This window comes from Arthrobacter sp. 01T428 (assembly GCF_056398685.1).
This window is the reverse complement of record NZ_JBFTPW010000025.1, coordinates 1-27,000: the sequence shown is the minus strand read 5'-3', so window position 1 is coordinate 27,000 and position 27,000 is coordinate 1. Positions and strand designations below refer to the sequence as shown.

Genomic DNA, 27,000 nt, shown 5'->3' with positions numbered 1-27,000 from the left:
CAAATGATCTCCCTAGGAGAAACACAAATGCCCACAGACCGAAGCATCACCGACTCTTCAGCAGGCGCTAGGAACGCCGCTGCAACGAGCAAGAACGCACCACGCGGTGCCTCAAAATTGAAACTTCCAACACGCCGTCGACTCAAGGTATCCGACGTCAACGTCGTTGACCAGCCCATGCTGAAAAAAGCACTCGGCGGGACGATCGTCGGCAACACGATGGAATGGTACGACGTCGGCGTGTTCGGCTACCTCATCACCACGATGGGGCCGGTCTTCCTGCCCGAGGCGGACAAGTCCGTGCAGACCCTGTTCCTGCTGGGAACATTCGCCGCAACCTTCGTGGCACGCCCCCTCGGCGGCGTTGTCTTCGGGTGGTTGGGCGACAAGGTGGGCCGCCAGAAGGTGCTCGCCACAACACTCTTGCTGATGGCGGCAAGCACCTTCGCCGTCGGACTCCTGCCCGGTTACGCACAAATCGGTATCTGGGCAGCGGCACTGCTCGTCATCCTGAAGCTTGTCCAGGGTTTCTCCACCGGCGGCGAGTACGCCGGCGCCACCACGTTCGTGAGCGAGTACGCTCCGGACAAGCGCCGCGGTTTCTTCGCGAGCTTCCTGGACATGGGCTCCTACATCGGCTTCGCCCTTGGCGCGGCGCTCGTGTCCATCCTGCAGCTCACCATCGGCCAATCGGCCATGGAGGACTGGGGCTGGCGACTGCCCTTCCTCATTGCGGGTCCGCTCGGCGTCATCGCCGTGTACTTCCGTAGCAAGATCGAGGAATCACCCCAGTTCCAAGCCACTTTGGATGCCCAGGAAGCCCTCGCCGCGGACGCCGCAGCGGGCGACGCCGCGGTAGCCAAGGGTCCCATCGGCATCGTGAAGGCTTACTGGCGCCAGATCATCCTCGCCATGATCCTAGCCGCAGCCGCCAACACGGTGGGCTACATGCTGACTTCCTACATGCCCACGTACCTGACCGAGTCCAAGGGCTACGACCCCGTTCATGGCACGCTGCTGACCATCCCCGTTTTGGTCGTCATGTCAGTCTGCATCCCGTTGACGGGCAAGCTCTCCGACCGGATCGGCCGCCGGCCCGTCCTGTGGATCGGGGCCGTCAGCACGGTCGTGTTCGCTGTTCCGGCCTTCCTGCTGATCGGCATCGGCGACATTTGGTCCACGCTTGCCGGCCTGGCCCTGATCGCCTTCCCGGTCACGTTCTATATAGCCAACCTCGCCTCCGCGCTTCCGGCGCTGTTCCCGACCTCGAGCCGTTACGGGGGAATGGGCATCGCCTACAACTTCTCCGTAGCGATCTTCGGCGGCACCACGCCATTCATTGTCGCCGCCTTGATCCAAGGCACCGGCAACGACATGATGCCCGCGTATTACCTCATGGGAACGTCCGTGGTTGGCGCAATCGCCATCTACTTCCTGCGCGAATCCGCACAGCGGCCACTTCCGGGCTCCATGCCAAGCGTGGACACGCAGGCCGAGGCCCGCGAGCTGGTTGCCACCCAGGACACCAACCCGTTGATCGACCTCGACGAAATGCCGTTCGACGACGGGCCCCTCGTAGCGGCGGATCCGGACCGGGACCCGGTTCCGGCCTAGGCACACTGCCGGTCCAGACATAGGGCGGACGGGGCTGCGGGCGGCCCGCGTCTGCACAACAAGGCTGGTTATTTGTGGCGGGACCGCCACAAATAACCAGCCTTGCCGCCGTTTAAGCCTTGCGGTCGGCTTTCTGCTCCTGCATGCGCTTTGCCTGCGCCTGGATCTTCGGGCCGTAGCCGCCGTTCAGGGCTGTGTCCCTGATGTGGGTTGCCTTGGCCACCCGGTCGCCGTCGGCTGCGTCCTTCAGCGCTTTCAGGTCCGCCTGCAGCGCGGCTGGAAGCTTCGCGGCCAGTTTCGGGCGCTTGTCCAGGATGAACGTGGCGATCTTCGCGGCGCGTTGGCCGTAGTTCGGTTTGCTGCTGTCACCGTTCACGAAGAACCGCAGGGCCGCCGCGAGCGGATGCCGCGCGAGCGCCGTCTTGGCCGCCGCCGCTGTTGCAGTCCCGGCCGTCGCGGTGGGCTGGGAGGTGGCTGCCGCCGTCGTGCTCGGGCTACTTGAGGTAGCAGCGTTGGCGGCGATCACGCCGCCGCCCAGCAGGAGGCCTGCTGCGAGGACGCTGACGACGGCGGTGCGCGCTTTGGTACGCTTGCGGCCTTCAACGGGAGTGCTGGAGCTCGGGATGCTGTTGTTCATGGTCCGTGTCCTTTGTTCCGGCCGGTGGTCGATCCGCCGGCGCTCTTCACCACACTCTGGTCCGGCCGCATGAATTGATTGTTCGGCCAATGTTCGAGGAATGTAAAACCGTCCCCGGCGGCCGACGAGGACGCTCCACAGGCTTGATCCTTGCTGTTGAATGGACGCATGGAAGACAGCCGCGGATTGGTGCTGATTGCCGAGGATGAACGGGCAATTGCCGATATCCAGCGCCTCTATCTGGGCCGCGCGGGTTTCGGTGTACACGTTGAGCGGGACGGGGTATCCGCGCTGGCACAGATCAAGCGGCTCAAACCGGTCGCGGTGATTCTCGACGTCGGCCTGCCCGGTCTGGACGGGATCGAGCTTTGCAGGCAACTGCGGCAGGCAGAGGACTGGACGCCGGTACTGTTCGTCACGGCCCGGGATGAGGAGGTGGACCGCGTCCTTGGCCTGGAATTGGGCGCGGACGACTATCTCACCAAGCCGTTTTCGCCCTCCGAACTAGTGGCGCGGGTCAAGGCGGTCCTGCGCCGGACCGAAGGAACCCCACGTTCCAAACCGCTCGTGCTGGGCAGCGTCGAACTGGATCCGCTCAACCGGACCGCACGCGCGGGCACCGAGGAACTCACCCTGACGGCCACCGAATTCGACCTCCTCGCGTACCTCATGGCGCAGCCTGGCCGGGTCTTTTCCCGGGAGCAGCTCCTGTCCGCCGTGTGGGGGCAGGCCAGTTATGCCGCCGGGCGGACAGTGGATGTGCACATCGCGCAGCTCCGTGCCAAGCTCGGCGAGCACTCCCCCATCGCGACGAGCCGCGGCGTCGGCTATTCGGCCGCGCCTCCCCATTCGTCCGGACTCCGTCCCGGCGCCGGAGGAGCCACGTGAGGCGCTGGTTCGGCACCCTGGCCGGACGCACGACGGCGGTGATCGCCGCCGTCGCGACCGTCGCCGTCGTACTTGCCGGCCTTCTGGCGGCGCAACTGGTCAACGCCACGGCGGTGGACGAAGCCAAGAAGTACCTCGCGGTCGAGGCCGATTCCCTCAGCAAGCAGTCAAGCCTTGGGAGCCTGCAGGACCTGCGCACAGATCTGCTCACGCACGGCGCGAGGCTCGCGCAAATCAGCACCGACGGCCGCGTGACAGGCGGCGGGGCGAGGCTGGTGGATGCGAAGACCGTCGCGGAGGTATTGACCGGAAAGTCGGTCTCGACGTCGGTGAACGGTCCACAGAACACCGTGGTCCTCGAAGCCCGGCCCTTGGCGGCCGGCGGAGGCGTGGTGCTGGCGCAGCCCGTGTCCGAAATCCGCGCGGCCGCCGCTCCCCTCCTGAGCCGCATGCTGATTGCCCTCGCGGTCTGCCTCGTGTTCGCCATCGTGGCCGGGGGCCTGTTGGCGCAATGGTTGAGCCGGCCGCTGGTGCGTACGGCGCATTCGGCCCATCGGCTCGCAGCCGGAGAACGATCCGTGGCCGTAGCACCCGGCGGCCCGGCCGAAGTGGTGGAGGTGTCGCAGGCGCTGGCGGCCCTCGACGCCGCGCTCCGGACCAGCGAGGGCCGCCAACGCGAGTTCCTGCTCTCCATTTCGCACGAAATCCGGACACCACTTACCGCGCTGCGGGGCTACGCCGAAGCGCTTGCCGATGGCGTGGTCAGCGGAGACGACGTGAGCGGGGTCGGACGGACGCTCGTGGCCGAAACCAACCGCCTGGACCGTTTTGTCCGCGATCTCCTGGAATTGGCACGGCTTGAGTCCGATGATTTCCGCGTGGAACTCCAGCCTGTGGACGCATCCTTGATCCTGCGCGAGAGTTGGCAGGCCTGGCAAGCGGTGTGCGTCCAGAACGGAATTGCCGGTCGGCTCGAACTGCCTTCCGGGCCATTGCCGGTCCGCAGCGATGGCCAGCGCCTGCGCCAAGTGGTGGACGGCTTGCTGGAAAACGCGCTGCGCGTGACCCCTGAAAGCGCTCCCGTTGTGCTCGCCGCTTACCTTTCCGGCAACGGACTCACCGTTGAAGTGCGCGACGGCGGCCCTGGCCTCACGGAGGCGGATGCCTCCGTCGCGTTCGAACGCGGTGCGCTCTTTGCCAGATACAGCGGAGAACGGCCGGTTGGAAGCGGACTCGGTTTGTCCATCGCGGCAAGGATCGTGCAGCGGATGGGCGGTCGCATCAGTGTGCGTGCGGCGCGTGAGGGCGGCGCGGCATTTGTCGTGGAGTTGCCCGGCATTCCCGCGGGCCCCCGTCAAACGTAGACTCTGCGCATGGCTGATGTTCCGGTGGGTTCGCTGCACCACGTAGAAATTTGGGTACCCCACATCAGCCGGGCGCAGGAAGAATGGGGCTGGCTGCTGGCCGAACTGGGCTACGAACAATTCCAGGAGTGGCCCGAGGGCTGCAGTTGGAAACTCGGAGGCACGTACATCGTGATCGAACAGTCCGCGGCCCTCACGGGAAGCACGCACCGCAGGACGGAGCCCGGGCTCAACCACCTCGCCTTCCATGCCGGCACCAGGGAGAACGTGGACCGGCTCCGGGAGCTCGGCGCGGACTCGGGCTGGTACGAGATGTTCGAGAGCAAATATCCCCACGCCGGCGGGCCCGGCCACTACGCCGCCTATCTGGTGAATACCGACGGCTACGAGGTAGAGCTGGTGGCCGGCTGATCAGCCGTCTGCGGCAGTGGGGCTGAATTCGGAATCGTCTTGTTGATCTTTCCCGGAGTTACGGGCATCGGTGCGGAAGATCCAGTATTTGTAGAGGAAGAAATTCCAGGTCATTGTCGAAACCGTGGCCACTACTTTTCCACCCGCATAGGTGAGGGCGAGGCTATCGAAAAGATTGACGATGACGTCCGTTGCGAAGACGTTGAAAACGACTAGGAGGCCGTAGCGGAACATGCTGACGTGCTGCCGGTTATTGGACTGGAAAGTATATGAGCGCTGGACGAAATAGTTGAAGACGAGGCTCGCGAGGAAAGCAGCTGGCGTGGCAAACCACAGGTCAACTCCAAAGCCTTCGTGCAACAGAACCAGCAGGCCAAGATCAATGGCGAAGGAGAGCCCTCCCACGATCAAGAATTTCAAGAGGTGGCTACGGTGGACAAAGCCCACCAAGCGCGTCACTTGAGCACGCGGGTCTAGCGCCACTGTTAGCACCCCAAAATCGTCAATGTCATATAAACTGCGGCTTCCGGCGGAGACAGCCTCGCCTCAGCGACCGCAAGGCTCGATCAATCATAACGGCTCCGGTTCCAGCGAAACGCCGCGCATCGCACTTCAAAACAGTCCAGACGACCTGTTTGGCGGGCTTCATGCACTTCCGGACACCGGGTTTTGCCAATCGCGTGCGGTACCGTATCAGCACGATGGTTACCAATTCTCCAATCCTGCCTAGCGCAGTGCGCCGGCCGGGCGCACTGCCCACACTGCGGTTCACGTTCATTGCGTTCCCCATAATTGCCGCGCTCTCCTTGATTTGGGTGTTCGCGTCTCCGCTGATGTCAGTGCCGGATGAGCCTGCCCACACGATCAAGGCCGCGGCAGTCGCCCGTGGCGAACTCTCTGGAACGTCAACGGGCGAGCAGGGCGAGCAGACTATTGTCATAGTTCCGCGATATATCGCTATGATCGGCGCTCAGGGTTGCTTCGCTGCCAAGGCTGACACGACACCGAAGTGCGCCCCTCCAATTGATGCCACAGCGCGCGACCTCGTGCAAGCTCAAACCAGCGCCGGGAACTATAACCCCATGTACTACGCCATGGTTGGCCTCCCCTCGCGAGTCATGGGAGGTGAGGCCGCCGTCTACCTAATGAGAGTCATCAGTGCCCTGATCTGCTCGGCGTTCCTTGCCGCCACCATCGGCGCGGCGGCTTCGATGCGCCGTCGTTTCTGGCCAACGGCGAGCTGCCTGGTTTCCATCACGCCGATGGTGCTTTTTCTCAACGGCTCGATCAATCCCAATGCGCTTGAAGTGGTTACGACGTCTGCCTTGTTTCTCAACCTATGCGTCGTTCTCGAGAATTACCGGAATCTGAAAACCGTTCGGACGAGCATAGTTTTTGTCGGGATTTCCGGAGCCGTTTTGGCCAATACCCGCGCACTTTCGCTGCTGTGGCTGGCGTTAGCCGTAGTTGCAGCCGTCTTGATTTTCGGACTAAAGCCGATGTTTGCCGTCGTGAAGAGCCGCTTGGGTTTGTCCATGACCGCGCTTATTGGCCTTGGTTGCGCCGCCAGTCTCGCATGGCTGGTCACCGCCAATAGTTTTAGCAGCCTGACGGGTACCCCCAGTGCTGTCACACCGGATCAGGCTTTCGTCACGATGCTGGACCGTTCATTCGACTATGCGTCCGGCTATGTCGGGATCATGGGTTGGCTCGACACGGGCGCACCCCCCGCCGTCTACGCGTTCTGGTATTTTGCCTTTGCAGCCATCATCATAGGCGGCCTCACCGCACGGCCTCTTCGTGCGAGGCCCGTGGTGTGGGTTCTACTGATTGCGGTACTGATCTTGCCGCCGATTCTTCAGGCCCAGGTAATTCAGCAAATTGGCTACATCTGGCAGGGCAGATACCTGCTGGCCCTGTTTGTCCTGCTTCTGCTTGCCTGCGGAGTGGCCATGCGTATGCGCCCGACGCCACGGGGACCTTGGGCGCGTTCCTTGTCTCTGTGGCTCTTTGCCGGCGCCGTAGGCGTACACGTTTACCTCTTTGTGTTTGTCCTTCGGCGGTACACGATAGGTCTTCAGTCGCATACGAACTGGACGGAAATGTTCGATCCTTTGTGGCAACCGCCCCTCAGTTGGCAGGGGCTGACAGTTGCATACCTCCTGGTACTTGTTGGCGGCGCTGCGATAGCACACAGGCTCCTCTTTCCGCGCACCCCGCGTTTTCCCCGGAATGTTGAACGCAGCGAGGCTGAACTCATCGTTACTTAGCCCGCGAACACTCCTACGGGTCAGTTGAGGACGCGACAGGGCACCTCGGCGCCCTTGATGAACTAGTCCGTCGGGGCGATCGGGACGATCTCCTCCGGTTTGGCGCCCGGCGTCCGGCATGTCTCGCGGGCCTGCCCGAGGTGATCCGCCCAGATTGGTCCGAACTCGCGCCCCACGGCCATCGGGTAGAAGTAGACGAGCATCAGTGCGGCCAGAATGCCGAGCGACGCTGGCCGGGCCGAGCACCCCAGAACTTCCCCCAGGAGCGGCAAGAGTGCGAGCAGGAACATGGGCGGCGCGACAGCTTAACGCCCGAGGCGCAAGGCGTTCCATTGCATGCCGACAGGCCCGCAGAGCCGGTACCGATCCGCCCATTTTTTCGCGGCGGCCGGCGAGCTGCTGACGCTCTCGGCCGCCCGGCGCAGGTTCCATCTTGGTCGATGACTTGTTGAGCAAGAAGAAGACGCCCCTCGGCGTCAAGTAGGCGTTAAGGTGGGACACGGGGACCTCCTGGTGATCAAGTGAGTGCGGTAGCCCATTTCGATACCGGAGGTCCTCACCTCTTGCATCACGCCTAGCCGTTCGCACCTCCAGAGGACTTACAACTAGCGCCGGGAGGACCAATATACGAGGCCACGACAGTCATCAGCCGGGGCAATTGGTCGGTCTTATTGACCTTTCGAAGCATCAGCGGGAACTCATCGCTGGCGCGGCATCGACTTGAACTGCCCGAGGTGCTGATGAGAGGCTCCGGAGCAGCGTCCTCTTCAAGTTCGAGGCAAAGCGGCGCTCGATCTGCTTGTGTATCAGCCACGCGAGCGTGAGGGCGAAAGCCGTGGCAACGGCCACCGAGGGCCAGGTCCCAATGATCACGCGCAGGTTCTTGATGATCCACCATCCCCACATCTCGTGGACAAGATACAGGGGGTACGTCAGTGCTCCGGCGACACTCATCCATTTCCATCCGGCATGGCGAAGGGGAGTGGTGGTGATCAGAGCGACGATGGCGACAAAGCCCAAAATTATGAGCCACATCACCTCAGGTGAAAGTGGGCGGCCCGTGCTCTGTGACATTGCGGGCAGGAATCCCGCGTAGGTCTGGTGGCACGCAAGTAAGAAATTGACGGCTACGACTAGCCACCGGGCGATGTCGTGCCCGTTGGCGTGGATCAAGTAGATTCCCATTCCGACGGCGAAAAGCGGTGAGTACGTGGGTATGAGGAGCGTCTGGAGCATTCCCGGGCCGGCCTGGCTGGACAGCATTCCCAGCAAGGGCCAGATGAAGATAAACGCAAGCAGTTTCTGCTCGGTCATGCCACGCCAAAGGAGAAACGCGATCGTCACGTAGAACAGCAGCTCCACCCATAGAGTCCAGAAGACACCGTCCAAGGAAGTCACGTTGACGGACTGCTGCAGCATTGTGAGGTTGACCAGGGCGTCGGCCCACGTGACTTTATTCAACTCACCGGGGCTTATCACCAGAAGGAGAACAGCCACCAGGATCACGGCTGTCCAATAGGCCGGGAAAAGCCTTGAGACCCGCGAAGCGACGAACTGTCCCACCGATCGGCCATATGCCGACATCAAGATGACGAAACCGCTAATGATGAAGAAGAGCTGGACTCCCAGCGCCCCGTAGGCAGTGACCTGCGACAAGCTAGGAAAAACCTCCCGGGAAGCCCTTCCCCAGAACTCCGCCCCGGAAAAAGACGTGTAATGGTATGAAACGACGCCGAGTGCGGCCGCGAGGCGAAGGCAGTCAAGAAGCAACAATCGTGGACGCACTCGCGCCGACATTGAAAAAGAGGACGGCAAAGGAGGCATAAAATTGCTTTCTTGGGGAAGCTTACTCGGAGCCCTGCGATCCTATCAGGCGCGCGTTTCCTGCAAGGGAGAGGACGACCGAAACTCATTCGGCGAGCGGTAGACCGGACCGTGGCAGGCGCATCATCGCAGCGTTTCTGGCCCGCATCTCCCGCCGGGCTTGGTTATGAAACCGTCGGCTCCGGAGCGAAGCGCGGTCAGCATGTCGGTCTCGTCAATTCGGTTGCGATTAGGACGGTGTACGCGTTGTTGGTCAAGTGGATTCGGCGTAGAACCCTGAACCCGTCAAGATTCGGCAATCGAACGTCCATAGTCAGGACAACAGGTCTTTTGTCCCGCAGAGATAGTCTCGTCTAACCGAGGACAGGATCAGCGGTAGGGGTCGGGAATTTAGAGCTGGCCCTGCTTCATGTGCCAGCGTTTCTCGGCCGCGGCAAGGAGCCTAATGCAGAATCCAATAACAACCAAAGTCAGGCCTTGCCCGATGACAAGGAACGGGCCAACAGGTGGCCCGCCATATGTGGTGTGCCCCTACCCGTCGACGATGGTCGCTCCCGCCGCCATGAACCCAAGCGCGATGCCAAGGAACGCGTTTATGCATCCGGCGAAGATCTAACCGTTGCCTCGCCGTTCAGTGGTGTCTCGGACCCGCTTGTGGGGCTAGTACCAGCCAGCGAGATTAGTAACTGGAGTCCTTTCGATCGTGTTGGGGCGAACCCAGCTAGCTGGGGCATAATATTCATCCTTGGAAGAGTCCGATCAGCGACCGCACCCCTCTGGTATATCGACTGTTCTGTTGGATCCGCGGGCTACTTCGCTGGATATGTCCATTCACACCCAGCAGCTGCGCCCGGCGAGGTATAGATTAATCTGCCGGCTTCAGTCGGAACATCAAAGGCAATCTATTGGGTGGCTTCTCAGCGATCGGTCATTCAGGACTCCTTGATGCTGGAAACCCGGGAGAAATCCCGAAAATAGGAAACCGTCAACTAACATGGGTTCGATCGCCCGGCCCTGGGCATGCTCTTTCGGGGGGAACCAACGTTGAAAATCACTCTGGCCAGAGGTGCGTCCTATATCGGCGCCCTCTTGCTGCTGACACTTGTATCGTTCTGGCGCATACCGCAAACCGCCCAAGGCGTCGTATGGGCGGAGGACGGTGCCGTATTTTTGACGGACGCGCTGAATCATGCCCAGCATTTCACGCCAATCCGCCCGTATGCTGGCTACCTTCATGTTGTACCGCGCCTCGCGGCGGAGGTGGTGGTTCGGTTCTTCGCACTTCAGGACTATGCCATAGGGCTGACAGTGTTGGCATGCGCGGCTGTGGCCGGCGTCGCCCTCATGACCTACCACTGTTCCCAGGCTGTGACCAGCAACAGATGGATCCGCGTGGCTTGGGCGGCGGTTCCGATATTTGTGAACGTCGGCGCGTTTGAGACGCTTGGCAACTTCGCTAACCTGCACTGGTATTTGCTCTGGCTCACTCCCTGGCTCTTGATGAAACCGGCAAAGTCCAAGTTTGAGGGCGGAGTGCTTTTTGTTGTCGCGGCCCTGAGCTCCTTGACGGAGATCATCTCCATTATTTTCGTCCCCCTCTTCCTGTACAGGCTGAGAGACAGAAACCTGTGGGCTGCCCGTGCGGGCCTGGGCCTGGGCCTTGCTTGCCAGATCTATACAACGCTGACGCATCCTCGAACGAACGACGTAAGCTATCAACTTGACCCGTTGTCCGCCGTGTACGGATGGTTCTTGAATACTGCGGGACCGATCTTCTATGGCACCTCGGCCGGGGTCATGCAACAGATCGTGAACTTCGGGGCTGCTCCGATGATCCTTGCCTCCCTCCTTGTTCTCGCTGTCCTGGCAACCGTACTGATTCTGGGCTCCAAGCGGGACAAATGGCTCGCTGGCCTCTTCATCACCGCATCGGTGGTCATTTGGGTGGCCTGCGTCGTTTCCAACCCGGCCCCGTATTTGGACTACGCAACATTCTCCGCTGCCGATTGGCCAGCTAGGTTCCTGTTTGGACGGTACTCGGTGGTGCCGACGATGTTCATTCTGGCCGCATTTCCATTGTTTGCCTCGTCCATGTCCAGATTTGGCACGGCGGCGCCCATGGCCGTGCTCATGGGCTTTTCGCTGCTTATGGCGTCCATGTACTTCCCGCCCTCGACATCAAGAAACAATGGTCCTGTTTGGGCCGACCAGGTCCTCATCGGACGCAACCTTTGCGACTCGACGCGCGATACCGACTTCTACGACATCCAGACCTCGCCGACATTTTTCAAAGGTACGGTGCGCATCCCGTGCCCTGTTCTGAGGGCCGGGTAGCCCGGCCTGAATTGTTGGCTACCCAAGCCCAGCGATTGTCCTCAAGCCTGTGAGTCTTGACATGGCCGGTCTGGTACAAGCTGGCAGGGTTGGTGCTGGCCGCTTTGCTTTGCTCGTGACTCCCTCTGGCCCTGCTGGGTGCCTTTGGCGTGAATCGTCCGGGTGGGGCGAGGTGACCGGGGTTTGCCGGGCCTACCCCGCTGGCTTGATCAGAAGACTGCCCGGCCGCTTGAGGGCTGTGGCCCATTACAGGAATGCCTCGGACTGACCTTCACCCATCATCGGCAGAATAGCCACGATGAACCTACCCGCCCTACACGTTGGCTGCGATCTTGAGGGGATCCGTGAGCCTGCCGATGTTTTCCGGGCCGAACCCGTGAGTGCTGCCGTGAAGGTACACGGAACCGACGAAGAGTCCGGTGACAACGAAGATCACGATGTACGCGGGATAAATCCGCAGCAGCCTGTTGTATGCATAGCGGCGGATGGACGGCAGCTGCCTGCCCTGCACGATCGCGGAAACGAAGGGCCTGTACAACAGGAAGCCGGAGAGGACGAAGAACAGGGTGAGGCCCTGGTTGCAAAGCGAAAAGAGAATTTCCAACGGCCCGGTCTGCACTTGGAATGAGGTCGTCAAAGCAAGGTGGTAAACCATCACCGATAGGGCCGCAATGCCTCGGAGGCCTTCGATTCCGGCAAGGCGACGACCCCACGATGGACGTACGGTAATGGTGTCCTGCACGGGCGGTTCCCCTCAAAAGGCGGCTGCGTGATCCTGTGGGAGCTTACAGGATTCACTCAGCTGTGGTTCACTCGAGCGGAATATTGCCGCGCAAAACAATCAGGTTCGGGCCGCCTCACTCAGTTCCCGGACCTGGGTTCTGCAGCCTGTCCTTGAGTGCCGTGGTATCCACGCCCAGGTTATGGAGCAGGACGGCGGCCGGATCCGGTTCGCGCCGCTCCAGCAGTGCGAGCAAGAGGTGCCGCGTGCTGATCCTGCGGGCCTTCTCCCGGGTGGTCAGCATCAGTGAGTCCTGAATGACTGAGCGGGCGGCCGAGGTGAAGGTAGTCCGGCTGCTTCCCTTCGGCGCATTCAGCGGGCCGAAGTCCCCCAGCGTCACGCCAACGGCTTCCAGCGCCTGCTGGTCGAGGGCATCGAGCTGGGCGCGGGCGGATTCGAGGTCCGTTTCCAACGTCCGGCAGCTCCCGGGGTCGTGAAGCAATCCCAGCAGCAAATGGTCCGTGCCGATTCTCCGGTCTCCACGGCGTTTGGCTTCCTCGGCGCCGGCATGGACAGCGGTCCTGGCTTCGCCGGCAAATCGTTCAAACATGGCAGGCTCACTTTCCGTATTTGGCGTGGACCGACTGCTTGGAGACGCCCAAGGCATCACCTATTTGCTCCCAGGACCAACCGTGCTCCCGCGCGAGGGCCACGTTGGTGGCCTCCACCTTCTCAGCCAAGCGATGCAGGGCACCAACGGCGCGGAGCCCGATTACCGGGTCCGTCGCCGGGATGTGGGAAGTCAGCTCATCACCATTCATGCTGTCAGTTTGGACTGACGGCACAGGCCTGTCAATACAGACTGACAGAATCTTCCTGTCCGCGGATCGGCCTGACGCGCCGCCGCATGGCGATCCTGGGCCAACGACTCAGGCCCACCAAGCCCTCGCATTCGAGGATGCCCCGGAGTCCATCGTCCAACAGCTCCGGGCCCAGCTCCTCGAAACCCAGCCTGCGATAGTAGGGCGCATTCCACGGAACATCCCGGAAAGTGGTCAGGGTCAGCCACTCCAAGCCCTGGGCCTGAGCCCACTTTTCGGCAACATCGAGCAGCTCGCTCCCCAGACCTTGCCGCGCATGCGACGGATGGACGCTCAATTGCTCCACGTGCGCATTGCCGTCGAGGTGCTCAATCAGAAGATAGGCCACGGGAACATCTGACGTGTCGGCGAAGACCAAGGCACCCCCGCGCGCCTGGTAGAGAGCCATTTCCGTGACGGTCAATGGCTCGTCATCTGCGATGGCGTCCATTCCACAGGAGCGGAAGATCTCCCCCGCGGCGAACTCGATCCCCCGGAGCCGTTCCAGTTCGTCCGCGCGGGCCGTCCTGATCATGCGGCGGCACCGTTGCGGGCAAGGTATTCGTTGCGCTTTTCGATGAGGTTCCGCAGGTATCGCCCGAGGAAGGCCTTCTCCGCAATCCGGCCCACAACGCCGAAAGGCGCCGCGAACTCGACGCGATCGATCATGAGCGTGCCGCCGTCGTCGGGAATGAACTCGTGCATGTGCCGGAAGAAGCGAAAGGGGCCACGCACTTGCTCGTCCGTAAACGATTCAGGGAATCGAAACCGGGTGATGCGGCTGCTCATTCGCAGGGGTACAGCGAAATGCCAGGCCTGCCAGGTGACCTCGTCGCCTTCCGAGAGCAGTCCGGACACGACGCCGGCAACCGCACGTTCCCGGGACTTGGCCATGGAGCCGACGTGCGCGTCGACATTGCGGGAGAGATCGAAGAGCTCCCCGGGTTCCATTCCGATATGCGTACGGCACGTGAACGACACAGTCATGCTTCGATCCTGCCACCGTTTCAAAACACCCGTCGACCCGACTAGCTCGCAGTTAATGTCGTTATGGAGGCTAAAAACGACATCTACTGCGAGTCAGTTGAGTGGCGACTAGTTGGAGGGGAAGTTGTACGAAGCTCCTGAGGCGTGGGTCGATTCAGGCCAGCGGGAGGTGATGACCTTGCCGCGGGTGTAGAAGGACACGCCTTCGGGTCCGTAGATGTGCTTGTCCCCGAAGAGCGATGCCTTCCAGCCGCCGAAGGAGTAGTACGCCACCGGAACGGGCAGAGGCACATTGATGCCGATCATTCCAACGTCCACTGAACGTTGGAACTTCCTGGCGGACGCTCCCGAGGAGGTGAAGATCGCGGTGCCGTTGCCATAGGGATTGGCGTTGATGAGCCTGATGCCTTCATCCAGGTCCTCCACGCGCACAACCACCAGGACAGGCCCGAAGATCTCCTCCTGGTAAGCGCTCATTTCGGTCTTGACGTGGTCGATCACGGTGGGGCCAACCCAGAAGCCTTCCTCATGCCCGGGAACCACCAAGTCCCTGCCGTCCACGACCATCGCGGCGCCGGCCTGTTCTGCTTCTGTCACCGTCTTGACGATGAACTCACGGGATTCGGGGCTGATCACGGGACCCATGTCCGCGTCTGCGTCGGTGCCGTTCTTGACCTTGACGTCGAGGGCACGCTCTTCGACCTTCTTGACCAGCAGATCGGCGGCATCGCCGACGGCCACCGCAACAGAGATTGCCATGCACCGCTGACCGGCGGAACCGAACGCGGCTGCGGCCAGGTGGTCGGCGGCGTTGTCGAGGTCGGCGTCGGGCATGATGATTGCGTGGTTCTTCGCCCCGCCCAAAGCCTGGACCCGCTTGCCGTGCGCCGTCGCCACTTCAACGATGTGCTTGGCAACGGGGGTGGAACCCACGAAGGAGATGGCGTCCACGTCCGGGTGCGTCAGGAGCCCGGAGATGACATCGCGGTCTCCGTGGAGGACCTGGAAGACGCCGTCCGGCAGCCCGGCGTCCTGGAACAGCTTGGCCAGCAGCATCGCGGCCGAAGGAACGCGGTGCGAAGGCTTGAGGATGAACGCGTTGCCTGTCGCGATCGCCATCGGCGCCATCCAGAGCGGCACCATGACCGGGAAGTTGAAGGGCGTAATGCCCGCGACGACGCCGACTGGCTCGCGGAAGGAGAAAACATCAATCCCGGTGGATACCTGGTCCGAGTACTCACCCTTGAGCAACTGCGGGATGCCGCAAGCGAACTCGATAACCTCCAAGCCACGGCCGATCTCGCCCTTGGCGTCGTTGAGGACCTTGCCGTGTTCGGCGGTGATCAGGGCCGCGAGTTCGTCCACGTGGGAAGCGACGAGCTCGCGGAACTTGAACAGCACGGCAGTGCGCTTGGCCAGCGAAATGTCGCCCCAGCTTGCAGCAGCCTTCTTTGCGGCGGCGACGGTGGCGTCCAAATCAGCCAGGTTGGCCAGGCGAAGCTCGGCCGTCACGGCACCTGTGGCCGGGTTGTAGACGGGCTTGGTACCCGTTCCGCTGCCCGCAGTCTCGGCTCCGCTGATGAAGTGGTTGATGATGGTCATTACTGCTCCTGTAGTAGGTGGTGCTCCACGGCATGTACGTCGTTGACATCCCGCGGCAAGCCGGTGGCGAGTGATTCCTGGAGCGCCAGGCGGACGGCCAGGTTCTGTTCGGTCAATTCCCTCTGGACGAGTTCGGGTCCGGAGTTACGCACCCACGCACTGAACCGCTCGATTTCGGTCTTGAACGGGTCTTCCCCGATGTCGACAGACTCGCTCCGGCCATCGCGGAAGGACACGGTAACGCGGGCAATTTCGCCCGGATCTGGGTCGAAGGCCTTGTCCAGGGTGATGTGGCCTTTCGTGCCGATGATCTGGAACGTGTTGGTGCGCGGGCCTTCGAAGCCGCAGTCCAGTGTTCCCAGGACGTCCCCATAGTCCAGGATCGCGGCCATGGTCGTTTCCACCGGGTCCGTGCGGCTTGTGCCTTTGCCGTAGACGGTTTGCGGCGCGCGGCCCATGACCATGTTCATGATGTCGACGGCGTAGCATCCGACGTCGTTGAGCGCACCTCCGTCCATTCCCGGCTGGAGGCGGACCTCGCCTTCGCTTCGGTCCATGACGAAATGGAAGCGGGCGTGCATGGACACCAACTCGCCGATCTTGCCCGAGTCGATGAACTCACGGACCTTCTGGTGCTGGGGGTGGAAGCGGTACATGAACGCTTCCATCAGGTTCACCCCGTTGCGTTCGCAGGCTTCCAGCACCCGGCGGTAGTCGTGGGTGTTGGCGACGAGCGGCTTCTCGCAAAGGATGTCCTTTCCAGCCTCGGCGGCCGCAACAATCCAGTCGGCGTGCAGCGAGTTGGGGAAGGGCAGGTAGACGGCTTCGATGCTTGGATCGGCGAGCAATTCCTCGTGGGAAGAATAGGCGGCGGGGATACCGAAGCGCTCTGCGACTTCGGCGGCCTTTCCGTTCGGGCTGCTGATGGCCGACGCCACGGCGTTCCGGGCGCGGCTCATGGCGGGCAGGAACCTGCCCTGGGCGATCCGTGCCGTGGTCAGCACTCCCCAGCGGACCGCGCTCATCGCTCGATTTCCGTTTCGAGTTGACGCAGGAAGGCCACGGACTGCCGGACATCCCGGACCGGGCCGTCGTCGGTGGGTTCGGTTTCGAGGATGGTGTCTTGCTCCATGGTGAACCAGCCTTCGTAGCCGGCATCCAGCAGGTCCCGGACGATTCCGGCAATGCCGACGTCGCCTTGACCCAGCGGTACGTACATCCCTGCCTTGACGCCGTCGGTGTACGAAATCTCCCCGGCCTGGACCCGCTGCGCGACGGCGGTTCGCACGTCCTTCAGGTGGGTGTGGCCGATGCGGGCAGCGTAGCCGCGGACGAGCAAGGCCGGATCGGTGCCGCCGATGAGCAGGTGGCCCGTGTCGAGGCACAGGTTTGCCGCGGTGTCGTTCAAAACCCGGTCAACATCCGAGGTGCTTTCGATCATGGTTCCCACATGCGGGTGGACCACCGCCTGGATACCCTTGTCCGCGGCGGCTTTGACCACGGCGTCGAGGTTCCTGCCGAACAGCTCCCAGCCTTCGGCGTCGAGCTCGTGGCGCTGGTCGTAGCCTGCGACGCCGGTCTCCGCGGCGAGGACCATGACGCTGGCCCCGGCTGCTTCGTACGCGTCCAACTCGGCCGACACGACATCCAAGGGGTTCTTGGACGGATCGTGCAGGATGACTGGGAAGAATCCGCCGATGGCCTGGAGGTTGTGCCGCTTCAGCACCTCCGCGCGTTGGGTGGCCTGCTCGGGCAGGAAGCCGGCGGGGCCGAACTCGGTGGCACTGATTCCCAGCTCCGTCATTTCGGACAAGACCCTGTCGGCCTCAAGCTGGTGGCCCCATCCGGGGACTTCACAGACGCCCCAGGAAATGGGTGCTGCGGCAAGGCGCTTGGTGATGGTGCTCAATCTGATCCTCCGTATACGTTTTGGTCCCAGTCGATGACCGAGCCCGTGACAACACCGCTCCTGTCGGAGAGGAGAAAGACAATGAATTCGGCGATCTCGTCCACTTGTCCGAGCTTTCCCATGGGAACGGATGCGTTGGCTTTTTCGAGCCAGTCCTCCCCTGCGCCGTGGAATTTCTTCTGGGTTTCGGCTTCGCCGTCCGTGGCGGTCCAGCCGATATCCAGCCCGTTGATGCGGATCTTGTCCCAACGGTGGGCATGCGCCGCATTGCGGGTCGCCCCGGCCAGGCCGGCCTTGGCCGCCACATACGGCGCCAAGTACGGCTGCCCGCCCAGTTCGGCGATCGAGATGACGTTCACGATGCTTCCTGGCACACCCCTGCTACAAAGATGCTTGATGGTTTCGGCCATGATGAAGAACGGCGATTTCAGGTTCACCGCGATGTGCGCGTCGAAAAGCTCGGGTGTGGTGTCCAGCATGGTGCCGCGGGTGGTCAGGCCCGCCGCGTTGACCGCGCAGTCGAGTTGCCCGAAAACGTTGATCGTCTCAAGCACCGAGTTCCGGGCCTGTTCGACGTCGGCGAGGTCCGTCTTGATGAACCGGGTTTCGACGCCGGAGGCTGTGATCTCCGCGGCGAGCCGTTCACCTGAGTCCGCGTTCCGCCCGGTGATCGCAATCCCGGCCGCACCTTCGGCGGCTGCGCGTCGTGCGACGCCGGCCCCCAAACCCTGCGTGCCCCCGCTGATGAGGATCACTTTGTCTTGGAGAAGTGGCATGGCTACGGCTGCCCGATCTTAACTGCGCGGCCCGAACGGGCGGACTCCTCGGCCGCGTTGGCCAGGGCTAGCGCCTGCAGGCCGTCGTCGAATCCTGGACTGCAGGCAGTGCCCGAGCGGATGGCCCTGGCGAAACTGTCCAACTCGTTCCGGTAGGCCTCGGCGTAACGCTCAAGGAAGAACGGCAGGTAGGCGTCCGCCTCTTCGGCGCCGGCCGCACCATACTTGCGCACCGTCGTCGGGGCCACGTTGTTCGCGTTGAGCATCCCTTCGCTGCCGAACGCCTCCAGTCGCTGGTCGTAGCCGTAGGCGCTGTGGCGGGAGTTGGTGATGGTGACAAGTTCGCCGTCGCGACCCCTCAGGGTGATGACCACGGAGTCGAAGTCACCGGCTTCCTCGATGTAGTCGCAGAACACGTTGGCGCCCGCGGCCGACACCTCGACGATGTCCGGCACGAAGAACCTGGCCATGTCCAGGTCGTGGATGCTCATGTCCCGGAAGATCCCTCCCGAGGTGGCAATGTAGGCGGCCGGGGCCGGCGCGGGGTCGCGGCTGATGATGGTCAGCTGTTCGAGGCGGCCGATCTCGCCCGCCACAACACGGCGCTGGATGGCCGCGAAGTTGGGATCGAAGCGCCTGTTGAACCCGAGCATAAGGGGAGTGTTGTTTCCCTTGATCACGTCGCGGCATGCGAGCGCACGGTCGATGTCGAGGTCGATTGGCTTCTCGCAGAGGGCCGCCACGCCTTGCGCCATGGCACGCGAGATCAGCTCGACGTGCGTGCTGGTGGGCGAGCCGATCACGACGGCGTCAAGGTCACCGTTCGCGAAGACCTCGTCGGCAGTCTCGACGGCGATGGCTCCGGTCCCGGCCGCCAACGTGCGGGCCCCTTCGATGAAGGGGTCGGCGATCCAGGCCAATTCCAGGTCCGGGTGGGCAGCGATGTTCCGGGCGTGGACTTGCCCGATACGGCCCGATCCGAACAGCGCGACTTTGAGGGGTCGATCAGTGGACATGTGCAGTGGTCCTTTCTAGTGGGCTGCCCGGCGAAGACCGGGGCCTTGGCTTGGTTCTGGAGAGTTGAAGGGGACATGCTCAACTGAGGGACCGGTCATGGCCCGGCCACCGCCGCGGGCGCGCGGCCGGCGAGGACGTCCACCGCACCCTGGGCGGCGTCCCTGACGGTGTGCGCCATGCCTTGACGTGTGAAGCCCATCAAGTGCGGAGTCAGGACCACGTTTTCGTGGTCGAACAGCGGGTGGTGCGCGGGCGGCTCGGGATCGTACACATCCAGGCCTAGACCGGACAGGTGTCCCGACTGCAGTGCCTCGTGGGCGGCGTCGAGGTCGATGAGGCCGCCACGGCTGCAGTTGATGAGGACCGCCCCGGGCCTCATGGCTTTGAGGCGGTCCGCGTTGATGAGGTTCTGGTTTTCGGGTGTCAGGGGCACGTGGAGGGTAGTGAAGTCACTGCCCTCAAGGAGCTCCTCTACGGTGTCGCACCGGATTTCCGGGGGAACCTCCGCGAACGGATCATAGGCGAGGACCTTGAGCTCGAAGGCTTCGGCGATCCGCGCCACCCGGCGGCCAATGCGGCCGTATCCGATGATGCCGAGCGTGAATCCCTCGAGGTCTCCGACGCCGACGGCGGCCCGCTGCTCCCAGCGTCCCTCACGGACCAGCGCGGTCAGCGGAGAGAGCTTCTTGACCAGGGCGAGCAAGTGGGCGAACACGCCTTCGGCCACCGAGGCGGTGTTGCTCCCGGGCGTGATGACCACCGGAATTCCCCGTCGATTGGCCTCGGCGACGTCCACGAGCTCGGTTCCGACGCCGGTCCGGGCGATGACTTTGAGCGCCGGCATGCGGTCCAACAGTTCCCGGTCCACGCGGTAGGCGGCCCTGACAATTGCTGCGTCGGCGTTGGCCAGGTCCTCGTCGGTGGGGTCCTGGATGAGTCGCTGGTGTTCGGACAGGAGCGGTTCCACCAGGTCGGGCTCAACGCTGCCGAGAGCGACGAAGATTTGGGGTGTGGTTATGGAAGCCATCGTCATCCTTGAAGATGTGGAGGTATGGGGCTGCGCCGAAAACGGCGTAGTTACGAGGTGTTAGAGGCCTCGGTTTTAAAGGCCCAGGAGGCTGGACTTCCGCACGACCAAGTGGGGCGTGACGGAATGGTGGACGAAGCCGCTGCCTTCACCATGGATGCGTTCCAGGAGGGTCTTGGCCCCTGTGACGCCAATGGTGGAGCTGTCCGGGTCAACGGTGGTCAGTCCCAGGCGCGGCATTGCACCGAGCGCGATGTTGTCATAACCGGTGACGGCTATTTCGACGCCGCGTTCATCGGCAGCGGTCATGGCACCAAAAGCGGCGAGGTCATTGATGCAGGCCAGCGCCGTGGGGCGCTGGTGCGTGGAGCGGGAACCAAGCGCCCTTTGGGCGGCAACATAGCCGGACTCCTGGAAGAAGTCGGCGTCGACCACGCGGATATAACGGGCCAGACCGTGCTCTTCCATTGCCGCCGAATACCCGTCCACGCGTTCGCGGCCAACCGAGCCACCCAGGCCGCCAAGGTGCACGATGTTCTCGTGTCCCTGGGCGATCAGGTGCTCAACAACCATGGACATGCCGAGGGCATCGTCGCTCCGCACGATATCGGCGGTATCGATGTAGTCCGGTCCGCCACCTGCAAAGACCACAGCCCCGCCGGAAACGGCACGGCTGAACGGTGCTTTGTCAGGCACGGTTCCGACGACGAGCAGGCCCGCGACCCGCAAGTCCCGGAAGGCCTGGAGGATGGACTGGTCCACTCCCCTGCCCGCCGCGGTGACCGCACTGAAGAGGACGGTGTGCCCGGCCTCTTCAAGTACGGTCCGTGCGGCGTCTGCGACGTCAAAGGCCCACGGGTTGTGCATGTCGCTGACCAGCACACCGATGGTTCCGCTGTCCCGTGTTGCCAGGGACCGGGCTGCGAGGTTCAACTCGAAGCCCATCTCTTCAACAGCCTTGAGCACCCGCTGGCGGCGTTCGTCGCTGACGCGCGGTGAGTCGCGCAGCACGAGGGAGACCAAGGACTTGGAAACGCCGGCGCGTTCTGCCACGTCCATGATCGTCGGCCGCCGGGCGGATGGAGGTGCCATGGTTATGCCCGCGCTGCCGTGGTGCCGTGGATTTCCTCGATCTTCTGCCATTGACCTGACAGCGAGGACGCTTCGGCGGCGCTGACAATGGCAGCGGCCGATGCGGCGTCGTGGATGTTGGAGTTTTCCTGTGCTCCTCCAGTGACGGCGACCAGGAACTTCTTGGCTTCGATGACCTTGAGGTCGTCAAAACCCATGCTGTTGCCGGGCCCGGGCTGGAAGTGAGCGTAATCGCCGTGACGGGGACTGGCGTTGACCGTGGTGTAGCCTTGCTCGTCGTTGTTGCGGCCCAGGCAGACCTTGAGTTCGTTCATGCGCTCGAAGTCCCATTTGAGCGAGCCTTCGGTCCCGTAGACTTCGATCTGGTAACCGCATTCGGGTCCAACGGCAACGCGCGAGGATTCGATGGTGCCGACGGCGCCTGCCCCGCGGGCGGACGGGCCGAAGCGGACCAGCGCTGCAGCGTAATCCTCATTCTCGACCTCTCCCATTTCACCGTTTTCGATCACCGCGAAGTGCGTCCCTGACCCCATCGCCAGCTTGGGGCGCTGCGTGTAGACCGTGCTTGTGAGCGCGGTTACCTCGGCGATGGGCCCAACTACATATTGGCACAGGTCGGTTGCGTGGCTGAACAAGTCCGCCAGCACGCCGGTGCCGGCGAGTTTCCGGTCAAAGCGCCAGGACAAAGCGCCGTTGGGCTCGGAAGCGTATCCGGAGAAGAACACTGCGCGGACGTTCGTGATGCGCCCAAGGCGCCCGTCCGCGATGAGCTTCCTGGCGTGCTCCACGGCCGGGGCGTGGCGGTAGTTGTAGCCGATGGAGGTCACGACGCCGGCCTCCACGGCGGCTTCCTGCACGGCTACGGTTTCTTCGTAGCCGCGTCCAACAGGCTTTTCGATCCAGAAGTGCTTGCCGGCTTTGGCAGCCGCGATGCCGATTTCGGCATGCAGGAAGTTGGGGGCGCAGATGGAAACGACATCGACGTCCGGGTGGTTCAGGACATCGTGGTAGTCGGTGGTTCCTTCCGCGAAGCCGAGGACATCGCGGGCGTAGTCCACCCGGTCCGGCGCTGTGTCCGCCGCGATGACGAGCTTGGTGGTCAAGCCAAGCTCGGGGTAGGCGTAGGGGACCGTCTGGTAAGCGCGCGAGTGGAGCTTTCCCATCCATCCGACGCTGATAAGGCCTACACCGACTGTGCGGGATTCTGGGCTCACGTTCATGCCTTTCTTGTTGAAAATTCTTGTCAGTTGCGGGCGGTGTCGAAGGCGTCCCGGAACGCCGCCGCCATGATGGTGGAGTCTGATCCGATCGCCACGAAACGGAAGCCCTGGCGGACGTACTTGGCCGCAGCCATACCGTCCACCGCGAGGATGCCGGCAGCTTTGTTGTGCAGTTGGGCGGCCGCGACCACCCGTTGGAGGGCCTCCTGGAAGACATTGCTGTCCAGTTGCATCGGGACACCCAAAGCGAAGGACATGTCCATCGGTCCGACGAAAAGGACATCCACGCCGCCCTGCGCCGCGATCTCCTCCACGTGCCCCAGCGCGTCGAGAGTCTCGATCTGGACGATTCCCACGGCTGACTGCTGGTCTGCGGTCAACGGAGCCCGGTCCATGCCCCAGCGGCACGCGCGGTTGTACGTTGCCACGCCGCGGTCGCCGTACGGCGGATACAGCATGTGCTTCACGGTTTGGCCGGCTTCCTCCACGGAATTCAGGCGGGGCACCATGATGCCTGCCGCGCCTTGGTCCAGGACCCGGCCGATGCGTATCCTTTCTCCGCTCTCCACTCGAACAATGGTGGGGACGCCGTAGCTTCCGGCCGCGAGGACACCGTCGCGGACCGCATCCTCACCGCCGGAACCGTGCTCAAGATCGACCAAGACCCAGTCCGCGCCGGCAGCGGCGCACACTTCCACCGCGGTTGCGGATGCCATGCCAACAAAGGTTCCCAGGGTCACCTCTCCGGCCGCCAAGCGGCGCCGCAGCCGGCCGCCGTCGAGCGGTCCGCCGTCGTAGTTGCGGCCACCCGAGGCGCTCATCCGAACCACCGCTGGCGGCTCTTTGCCTTCTCGTAGTCCGAGCGCAATGAACGGACCCATTCCTGTCCGGACACTTCCGCGGGAGCTACGTCCCACCAGACGTCGCCGCCAGGCAGGTCGACATGGGGAACGGTGGGCACCACGATCACGACGGGTCCTTGGGTATCGCGCGTGGAGGCCAGCGCTTCCCGGACCTCTGCCGCCGTGGTGGCCCGGATGGCGAGGGCACCCAGGCCTTCCGCGATCTGCCGGAGGTCCACCTTGAGGTAGTCGCCGTCCAGCCGCGCCTTGGGGGCGTCGTCGACGGCAACGCTGCCACCGGTGGTGCGGTAGCGGAACTCGTTGCCGAATTCGCGTCCCATGCGGTTCATTTGCAGGCGGTGGATGACCTGGTAGCCGTGGTTCTCGGAGACGACAACCGTGACGTTGAGGCCTTCCTGGGCCGCGGTGAGGATTTCCGTGGGTGCCATGAGGAACGTGCCATCACCGATGAAGGTGACCACCCGGTTGTCGTTGTTGCCCTCGGCCAGGCGGACGCCCATGCCGGCTGCGATTTCGTAACCCATGCAGGAGAAACCGAATTCCAGGTGGCAATTGCGGTTGCCCGTGGCATCCCAGACTTTTTGCAGGTCACCGGGAGGTCCTCCGGCCGCGGCGATGATGGTGTCGCCGGAGCGGGCGTGCTCCTGCATGAGTCCGATCAGCTGCGGCTGGGTCAGGACGGCTCCGGTGACCGGCGCGTCCGGGTGGTCTTCCGGGCGGTATGGCGTGTCGGCGTCGAGCCATTGGGACCGGATGGGCGCCCACTTCGCCTTCTCGGAATGGACTGTTTCCTGCCAGCTTTCAGCGGTGCTGTGGCCCTCCAGTGCCCGGGCAAGTGCCTCCAGGCCCAAGCGGGCGTCCGCGAGGATGCCGGTGGCGCCTTGCTTGCGGGTATCGGTGTCCACGATGTTCAAGGACGCGAATCGGACGTCCGGGTTTTCGAAGATCGATTGGGAGCCGGTAGCGAAATCGGTGAGGCGCGTGCCGACGCTGAGGACCAGGTCGGCTTGCTTGACCAGGGTGTTGGACGCGAAGTTGCCCTCGAGCCCGACGCCGCCCACTTGCCACCATTCGTCCTTGGTCACGGCGCCCTTGCCGCCGAAGGTCTCGACGACGGGAATTCCGACCTGGCCTGCCAGCGCCTCGAGCGCAGCGTGGGCGTCGGAGTAGTGGATGCCGCCGCCGGCGATAATCACGGGACGCTCGGCCGAACGGATGAGCCGGGCGACGTCGTCGACCTCTTCCAGGTCCGGAAGCGGACGCCGGATCTTCCAATCGCGCGGCTCGAAGAATTCTGCCGGGAAGTCGTAGGCGTGCGACTGCACGTCCTGGGGCAGCGAAATGACCACGGCTCCCGTATCCGTGGGGCTCGTGAGCACGCGCATTGCCTGCGGAAGGGCGGTCAGGAGCTGCTCCGGGCGGTTGATCCTGTCGAAGAAGCGCGATACGGGGCGGAACGCATCGTTGACCGTGGCATCTGCCTCGGTGGGGTGCTCCAGTTGCTGCAACACAGGGCCCTGGTGCCGCGTGGCGTAGGTGTCACCGGGCAGGAGCAGGAGCGGGACCCTGTTGACCGTTGCCAGGCCGGCGGCGGTCACGAGGTTGAGCGCGCCCGGGCCGATGGACGCCGTGACGGCGAGGACTGCCTGCCGGCGGCTCGCCTTGGCATATGCGGTGGAGATATGCGCCAGGTACTGCTCGTGCCGGCCTTGGATGAAGGGCATGTCGTCGGCCAGTTCGTCCAGTGCCTGGCCGAGGCCTGCCACGTTGCCGTGGCCGAAGATGCCTAGGGCGGCGGGGACCAAGCGGCGGCGGACGCCGTCGGCGAGCGAATACTGTGCCGAGAGGTACTTGATGACCGCTTGGGCCGTGGTGAGCCTGATGGTCTGCGATGGTGTGGTGGTCATTGCCTTATTCCCGTTGTCGTCGTTACCAAGGGCGCCCGTGCAGGACGACCGTCTTCTCTTCGGTCATTTCCTGGACAGCAGAGCGGACGCCTTCCTTGCCGATTCCGCTGCCTTTCAAGCCGCCGTAGGGCATGAGGTCGGCCCGCCATAGCGGCGACCAGTTGATGTGGATGTTGCCGGCGTCGATCTGCCGCATGGCCTGTACCGCACCGGCGACGTCGCTCGTGAAGATTCCCGCGCCGAGTCCGTACTCGTTGTCGTTGGCCATCGCGATGGCGCTTTCCATGTCCGGCGCGGAGGAGACCGCGACGGCGGGCCCGAACAGTTCGTTCCGGCTCAGCGGCGACCGGGGGTCGACGCCGGCAACGACGGCGGGAGTCACCACGGCGCCGTCACGGTCACCGCCGGTGAGGACACGGGCGCCGGAATGGCGGGCCTCGAGGATCGAGGTGTGGACGCGTGAGGCTTCCTCTTCGGAGATCAGCGAGCCAAGGCGCGTGTCCTCCTCCTTGGGGTTGCCCACGGCGATCGCTTCGACCTTCGGGACCAGCGCGTCCAGGAAGTCTTTCTCGACGCGGCGGTCAACGATGACCCGCTGCACCGAAATGCACACCTGGCCTGCGTTGACGTAGCCGCCAGCCGCCACCGCAGTGGAGGCGAGTTCGAGGTCGGCGTCCGGCAGGATGATCACCGGGCACGAAGCGCCCAGCTCAAGGGACAGCTTCTTCACGCCCGCGATCGAGCTGATGCGCGTTCCGATGCTGGTGGAGCCTGTGAAGGACACCTTGCGGACCCGCGGGTCCGCCACGAGCACGTCGCCCAGGGAACTGCCGGGTCCGGTGATCACAGACAGCGCCTCAGGCGGCAGGCCTGCGTCGACGAAGCACTGCGCCAGCTTCAGCGCCGTCAGCGGCGTTGCGCGGGCCGGTTTAAGGACGACGGCGTTACCGGCTGCCAGCGCGGGTGCAATTTTGTGCAACACCAGCAGGGCCGGGTAGTTGAACGGCGTGATGGCGACGACGATGCCCACAGGCTGCCGCAGCGTGAAGCCGATCTTGTCCAAACCTGTCCCGGCGTTTGCGTCCAAAGGAAGCGTGGAGCCGTACAGCTGGCTCCCTTCGTAGGCGGCGAGGCGGATGATGTTCCCGGAGCGACTGGCTTCGCCCCGGGCTTCCGTGATGGGTTTACCGGATTCGGCGCTAATAGTCTGGGCGATGTCCTCGGCACGTTCATCCGCCAGGGCGGCCGCGCGCAGCAGGATATCGACACGCACGTGGGCCGGTGTTGTCCTTTGCAGGTGGGCGCCGATTTCGGCACGGTCAAGGGCGGCTTGGGCGTCCTGGACCGTCGCAACGGGGACTGTGTCGATCGTCCGGCCGTCGAAGGGCGAGCGGATTTCCTCTGTCCTTCCGTCGGCGGCGCCGCGCCAGTTTCCGGCTATTAGCATTTCCATGGTTGCTCCATCGGGTTGTAAACGTTCGCGCTTAGTGGCGCTTGGTGTTGCTTTCGTATGCCGCGTCCGTGACTTCGGCGACTTCGGCTTGGACTTCCTTGAGGGCTTGGGTGTGTCCGCCGAGTTGTTCGAGTTCGTGGGCGAGTTCGGCCAGTTCCGCGCCGCCGGCCATCTGGGCGGTGAGTTCGTCCAGGGTGATGTCCTTCTTGTCGTAGTAGCCGATG

26 protein-coding genes and 2 pseudogenes are annotated in these 27,000 nt (G+C 63.4%); 6 read left to right on the top strand and 22 right to left on the bottom strand.

Annotated features, from left to right (window positions below):
- Window positions 1-27 precede the first annotated feature (27 nt).
- Window positions 28-1,614, top strand: a complete 1,587-nt coding sequence (locus AC1DJB_RS20485; protein WP_059388399.1) for an MFS transporter — start codon at window positions 28-30, stop codon at window positions 1,612-1,614.
- Between the two features lie 112 nt (window positions 1,615-1,726).
- On the opposite strand, the gene AC1DJB_RS20480 is transcribed toward AC1DJB_RS20485, so the two are convergent.
- Window positions 1,727-2,251, bottom strand: a complete 525-nt coding sequence (locus tag AC1DJB_RS20480) for a hypothetical protein (RefSeq protein ID WP_332602581.1) — start codon at window positions 2,249-2,251, stop codon at window positions 1,727-1,729.
- A gap of 168 nt (window positions 2,252-2,419) precedes the next feature.
- Here AC1DJB_RS20480 and AC1DJB_RS20475 point away from each other — a divergent pair, with 168 nt between their 5' ends.
- From AC1DJB_RS20475 to AC1DJB_RS20465, 3 genes are read left to right on the top strand one after another with little or no spacing between them, the layout of a single operon-like run.
- Entirely contained in the window at window positions 2,420-3,139 is a 720-nt protein-coding gene (locus tag AC1DJB_RS20475; protein WP_476910775.1) for a response regulator transcription factor, read from the top strand.
- On the top strand, window positions 3,136-4,503 hold the full coding sequence (locus AC1DJB_RS20470; protein WP_307053861.1) for a sensor histidine kinase: 1,368 nt from the start codon (window positions 3,136-3,138) through the stop codon (window positions 4,501-4,503). The genes AC1DJB_RS20475 and AC1DJB_RS20470 overlap by 4 nt, the downstream gene beginning before the upstream one ends.
- A gap of 9 nt (window positions 4,504-4,512) precedes the next feature.
- Complete coding sequence (locus AC1DJB_RS20465) at window positions 4,513-4,914, top strand: VOC family protein (RefSeq protein ID WP_284990784.1); 402 nt, start codon at window positions 4,513-4,515, stop codon at window positions 4,912-4,914.
- Here the strand turns inward: AC1DJB_RS20465 and AC1DJB_RS20460 are convergent, their stop codons facing one another.
- The gene (locus AC1DJB_RS20460) at window positions 4,915-5,334 is read right to left on the bottom strand and encodes a GtrA family protein (protein ID WP_476910774.1); all 420 of its coding nucleotides are present in this window, start codon (window positions 5,332-5,334) and stop codon (window positions 4,915-4,917) included.
- A 227-nt stretch (window positions 5,335-5,561) separates the two neighbouring features.
- On the opposite strand from AC1DJB_RS20460, the gene AC1DJB_RS20455 reads away from it, so the two are divergent.
- Window positions 5,562-7,184 (top strand): DUF2142 domain-containing protein, encoded by a 1,623-nt coding sequence (locus tag AC1DJB_RS20455; protein ID WP_476910773.1) that lies wholly within the window; start codon window positions 5,562-5,564, stop codon window positions 7,182-7,184.
- 62 nt (window positions 7,185-7,246) lie between these two features.
- Here AC1DJB_RS20455 and AC1DJB_RS20450 read toward each other — a convergent pair whose 3' ends face one another.
- The 3 genes and pseudogenes from AC1DJB_RS20450 to AC1DJB_RS20440 all read right to left on the bottom strand — a co-directional run bounded on the left by AC1DJB_RS20450 (window position 7,247) and on the right by AC1DJB_RS20440 (window position 8,981).
- On the bottom strand, window positions 7,247-7,474 hold the full coding sequence (locus AC1DJB_RS20450) for a hypothetical protein (protein WP_476910772.1): 228 nt from the start codon (window positions 7,472-7,474) through the stop codon (window positions 7,247-7,249).
- A 45-nt stretch (window positions 7,475-7,519) separates the two neighbouring features.
- A pseudogene (locus AC1DJB_RS20445) lies at window positions 7,520-7,685 on the bottom strand (leucine zipper domain-containing protein); the annotation flags it as partial.
- Window positions 7,686-7,871: 186 nt separating this feature from the next.
- Window positions 7,872-8,981 carry an acyltransferase family protein gene (locus AC1DJB_RS20440; RefSeq protein WP_476910771.1) on the bottom strand — a complete coding sequence of 370 codons (1,110 nt, stop codon included), beginning with the start codon at window positions 8,979-8,981 and terminating at the stop codon, window positions 7,872-7,874.
- A gap of 1,071 nt (window positions 8,982-10,052) precedes the next feature.
- On the opposite strand from AC1DJB_RS20440, the gene AC1DJB_RS20435 reads away from it, so the two are divergent.
- The gene (locus tag AC1DJB_RS20435) at window positions 10,053-11,342 is read left to right on the top strand and encodes a hypothetical protein (protein ID WP_476910770.1); all 1,290 of its coding nucleotides are present in this window, start codon (window positions 10,053-10,055) and stop codon (window positions 11,340-11,342) included.
- 313 nt (window positions 11,343-11,655) lie between these two features.
- Here AC1DJB_RS20435 and AC1DJB_RS20430 read toward each other — a convergent pair whose 3' ends face one another.
- The 17 genes and pseudogenes from AC1DJB_RS20430 to AC1DJB_RS20350 form a co-directional block, all read right to left on the bottom strand.
- Window positions 11,656-12,084 (bottom strand): acyltransferase family protein, encoded by a 429-nt coding sequence (locus AC1DJB_RS20430; RefSeq protein ID WP_476910769.1) that lies wholly within the window; start codon window positions 12,082-12,084, stop codon window positions 11,656-11,658.
- A gap of 115 nt (window positions 12,085-12,199) precedes the next feature.
- Window positions 12,200-12,673 (bottom strand): Clp protease N-terminal domain-containing protein, encoded by a 474-nt coding sequence (locus AC1DJB_RS20425; RefSeq protein ID WP_476910768.1) that lies wholly within the window; start codon window positions 12,671-12,673, stop codon window positions 12,200-12,202.
- A 7-nt stretch (window positions 12,674-12,680) separates the two neighbouring features.
- On the bottom strand, window positions 12,681-12,884 hold the full coding sequence (locus AC1DJB_RS20420; protein ID WP_059388394.1) for a hypothetical protein: 204 nt from the start codon (window positions 12,882-12,884) through the stop codon (window positions 12,681-12,683).
- A gap of 31 nt (window positions 12,885-12,915) precedes the next feature.
- Window positions 12,916-13,458 (bottom strand): GNAT family N-acetyltransferase, encoded by a 543-nt coding sequence (locus AC1DJB_RS20415; protein ID WP_059388390.1) that lies wholly within the window; start codon window positions 13,456-13,458, stop codon window positions 12,916-12,918.
- Window positions 13,455-13,910, bottom strand: coding sequence for an SRPBCC family protein (locus tag AC1DJB_RS20410; RefSeq protein ID WP_476910767.1), 456 nt, complete (start codon window positions 13,908-13,910; stop codon window positions 13,455-13,457). Before AC1DJB_RS20410 ends, AC1DJB_RS20415 begins: the two co-directional genes overlap by 4 nt.
- Before the next feature lie 108 nt (window positions 13,911-14,018).
- On the bottom strand, window positions 14,019-15,512 hold the full coding sequence (locus tag AC1DJB_RS20405) for a CoA-acylating methylmalonate-semialdehyde dehydrogenase (protein ID WP_476910766.1): 1,494 nt from the start codon (window positions 15,510-15,512) through the stop codon (window positions 14,019-14,021).
- The gene (locus AC1DJB_RS20400; RefSeq protein ID WP_306964437.1) at window positions 15,512-16,537 is read right to left on the bottom strand and encodes a Gfo/Idh/MocA family protein; all 1,026 of its coding nucleotides are present in this window, start codon (window positions 16,535-16,537) and stop codon (window positions 15,512-15,514) included. Before AC1DJB_RS20400 ends, AC1DJB_RS20405 begins: the two co-directional genes overlap by 1 nt.
- Complete coding sequence (locus AC1DJB_RS20395; protein WP_476910765.1) at window positions 16,534-17,421, bottom strand: sugar phosphate isomerase/epimerase family protein; 888 nt, start codon at window positions 17,419-17,421, stop codon at window positions 16,534-16,536. The genes AC1DJB_RS20400 and AC1DJB_RS20395 overlap by 4 nt, the downstream gene beginning before the upstream one ends.
- Window positions 17,418-18,197: an SDR family oxidoreductase gene (locus AC1DJB_RS20390; protein WP_476910764.1), complete on the bottom strand. Its 780-nt coding sequence runs from the start codon at window positions 18,195-18,197 to the stop codon at window positions 17,418-17,420. Before AC1DJB_RS20390 ends, AC1DJB_RS20395 begins: the two co-directional genes overlap by 4 nt.
- 2 nt (window positions 18,198-18,199) lie before the next feature.
- On the bottom strand, window positions 18,200-19,213 hold the full coding sequence (gene iolG, locus AC1DJB_RS20385) for an inositol 2-dehydrogenase (RefSeq protein WP_476910763.1): 1,014 nt from the start codon (window positions 19,211-19,213) through the stop codon (window positions 18,200-18,202).
- Between the two features lie 95 nt (window positions 19,214-19,308).
- Window positions 19,309-20,241 (bottom strand): hydroxyacid dehydrogenase, encoded by a 933-nt coding sequence (locus AC1DJB_RS20380; RefSeq protein WP_441433398.1) that lies wholly within the window; start codon window positions 20,239-20,241, stop codon window positions 19,309-19,311.
- A gap of 75 nt (window positions 20,242-20,316) precedes the next feature.
- Window positions 20,317-21,333 (bottom strand): LacI family DNA-binding transcriptional regulator, encoded by a 1,017-nt coding sequence (locus AC1DJB_RS20375; protein WP_306964426.1) that lies wholly within the window; start codon window positions 21,331-21,333, stop codon window positions 20,317-20,319.
- Between the two features lie 2 nt (window positions 21,334-21,335).
- Entirely contained in the window at window positions 21,336-22,547 is a 1,212-nt protein-coding gene (locus AC1DJB_RS20370) for a Gfo/Idh/MocA family protein (protein WP_441437970.1), read from the bottom strand.
- Window positions 22,548-22,576: 29 nt separating this feature from the next.
- Window positions 22,577-23,374, bottom strand: coding sequence for an HpcH/HpaI aldolase family protein (locus tag AC1DJB_RS20365; protein WP_476910762.1), 798 nt, complete (start codon window positions 23,372-23,374; stop codon window positions 22,577-22,579).
- Window positions 23,371-25,323 carry a 3D-(3,5/4)-trihydroxycyclohexane-1,2-dione acylhydrolase (decyclizing) gene (gene iolD, locus AC1DJB_RS20360; protein WP_476910761.1) on the bottom strand — a complete coding sequence of 651 codons (1,953 nt, stop codon included), beginning with the start codon at window positions 25,321-25,323 and terminating at the stop codon, window positions 23,371-23,373. Before iolD ends, AC1DJB_RS20365 begins: the two co-directional genes overlap by 4 nt.
- A gap of 22 nt (window positions 25,324-25,345) precedes the next feature.
- Window positions 25,346-26,776 carry an aldehyde dehydrogenase family protein gene (locus AC1DJB_RS20355; protein ID WP_476910760.1) on the bottom strand — a complete coding sequence of 477 codons (1,431 nt, stop codon included), beginning with the start codon at window positions 26,774-26,776 and terminating at the stop codon, window positions 25,346-25,348.
- A 31-nt stretch (window positions 26,777-26,807) separates the two neighbouring features.
- A pseudogene (locus AC1DJB_RS20350) lies at window positions 26,808-27,000 on the bottom strand (sugar ABC transporter ATP-binding protein); the annotation flags it as partial.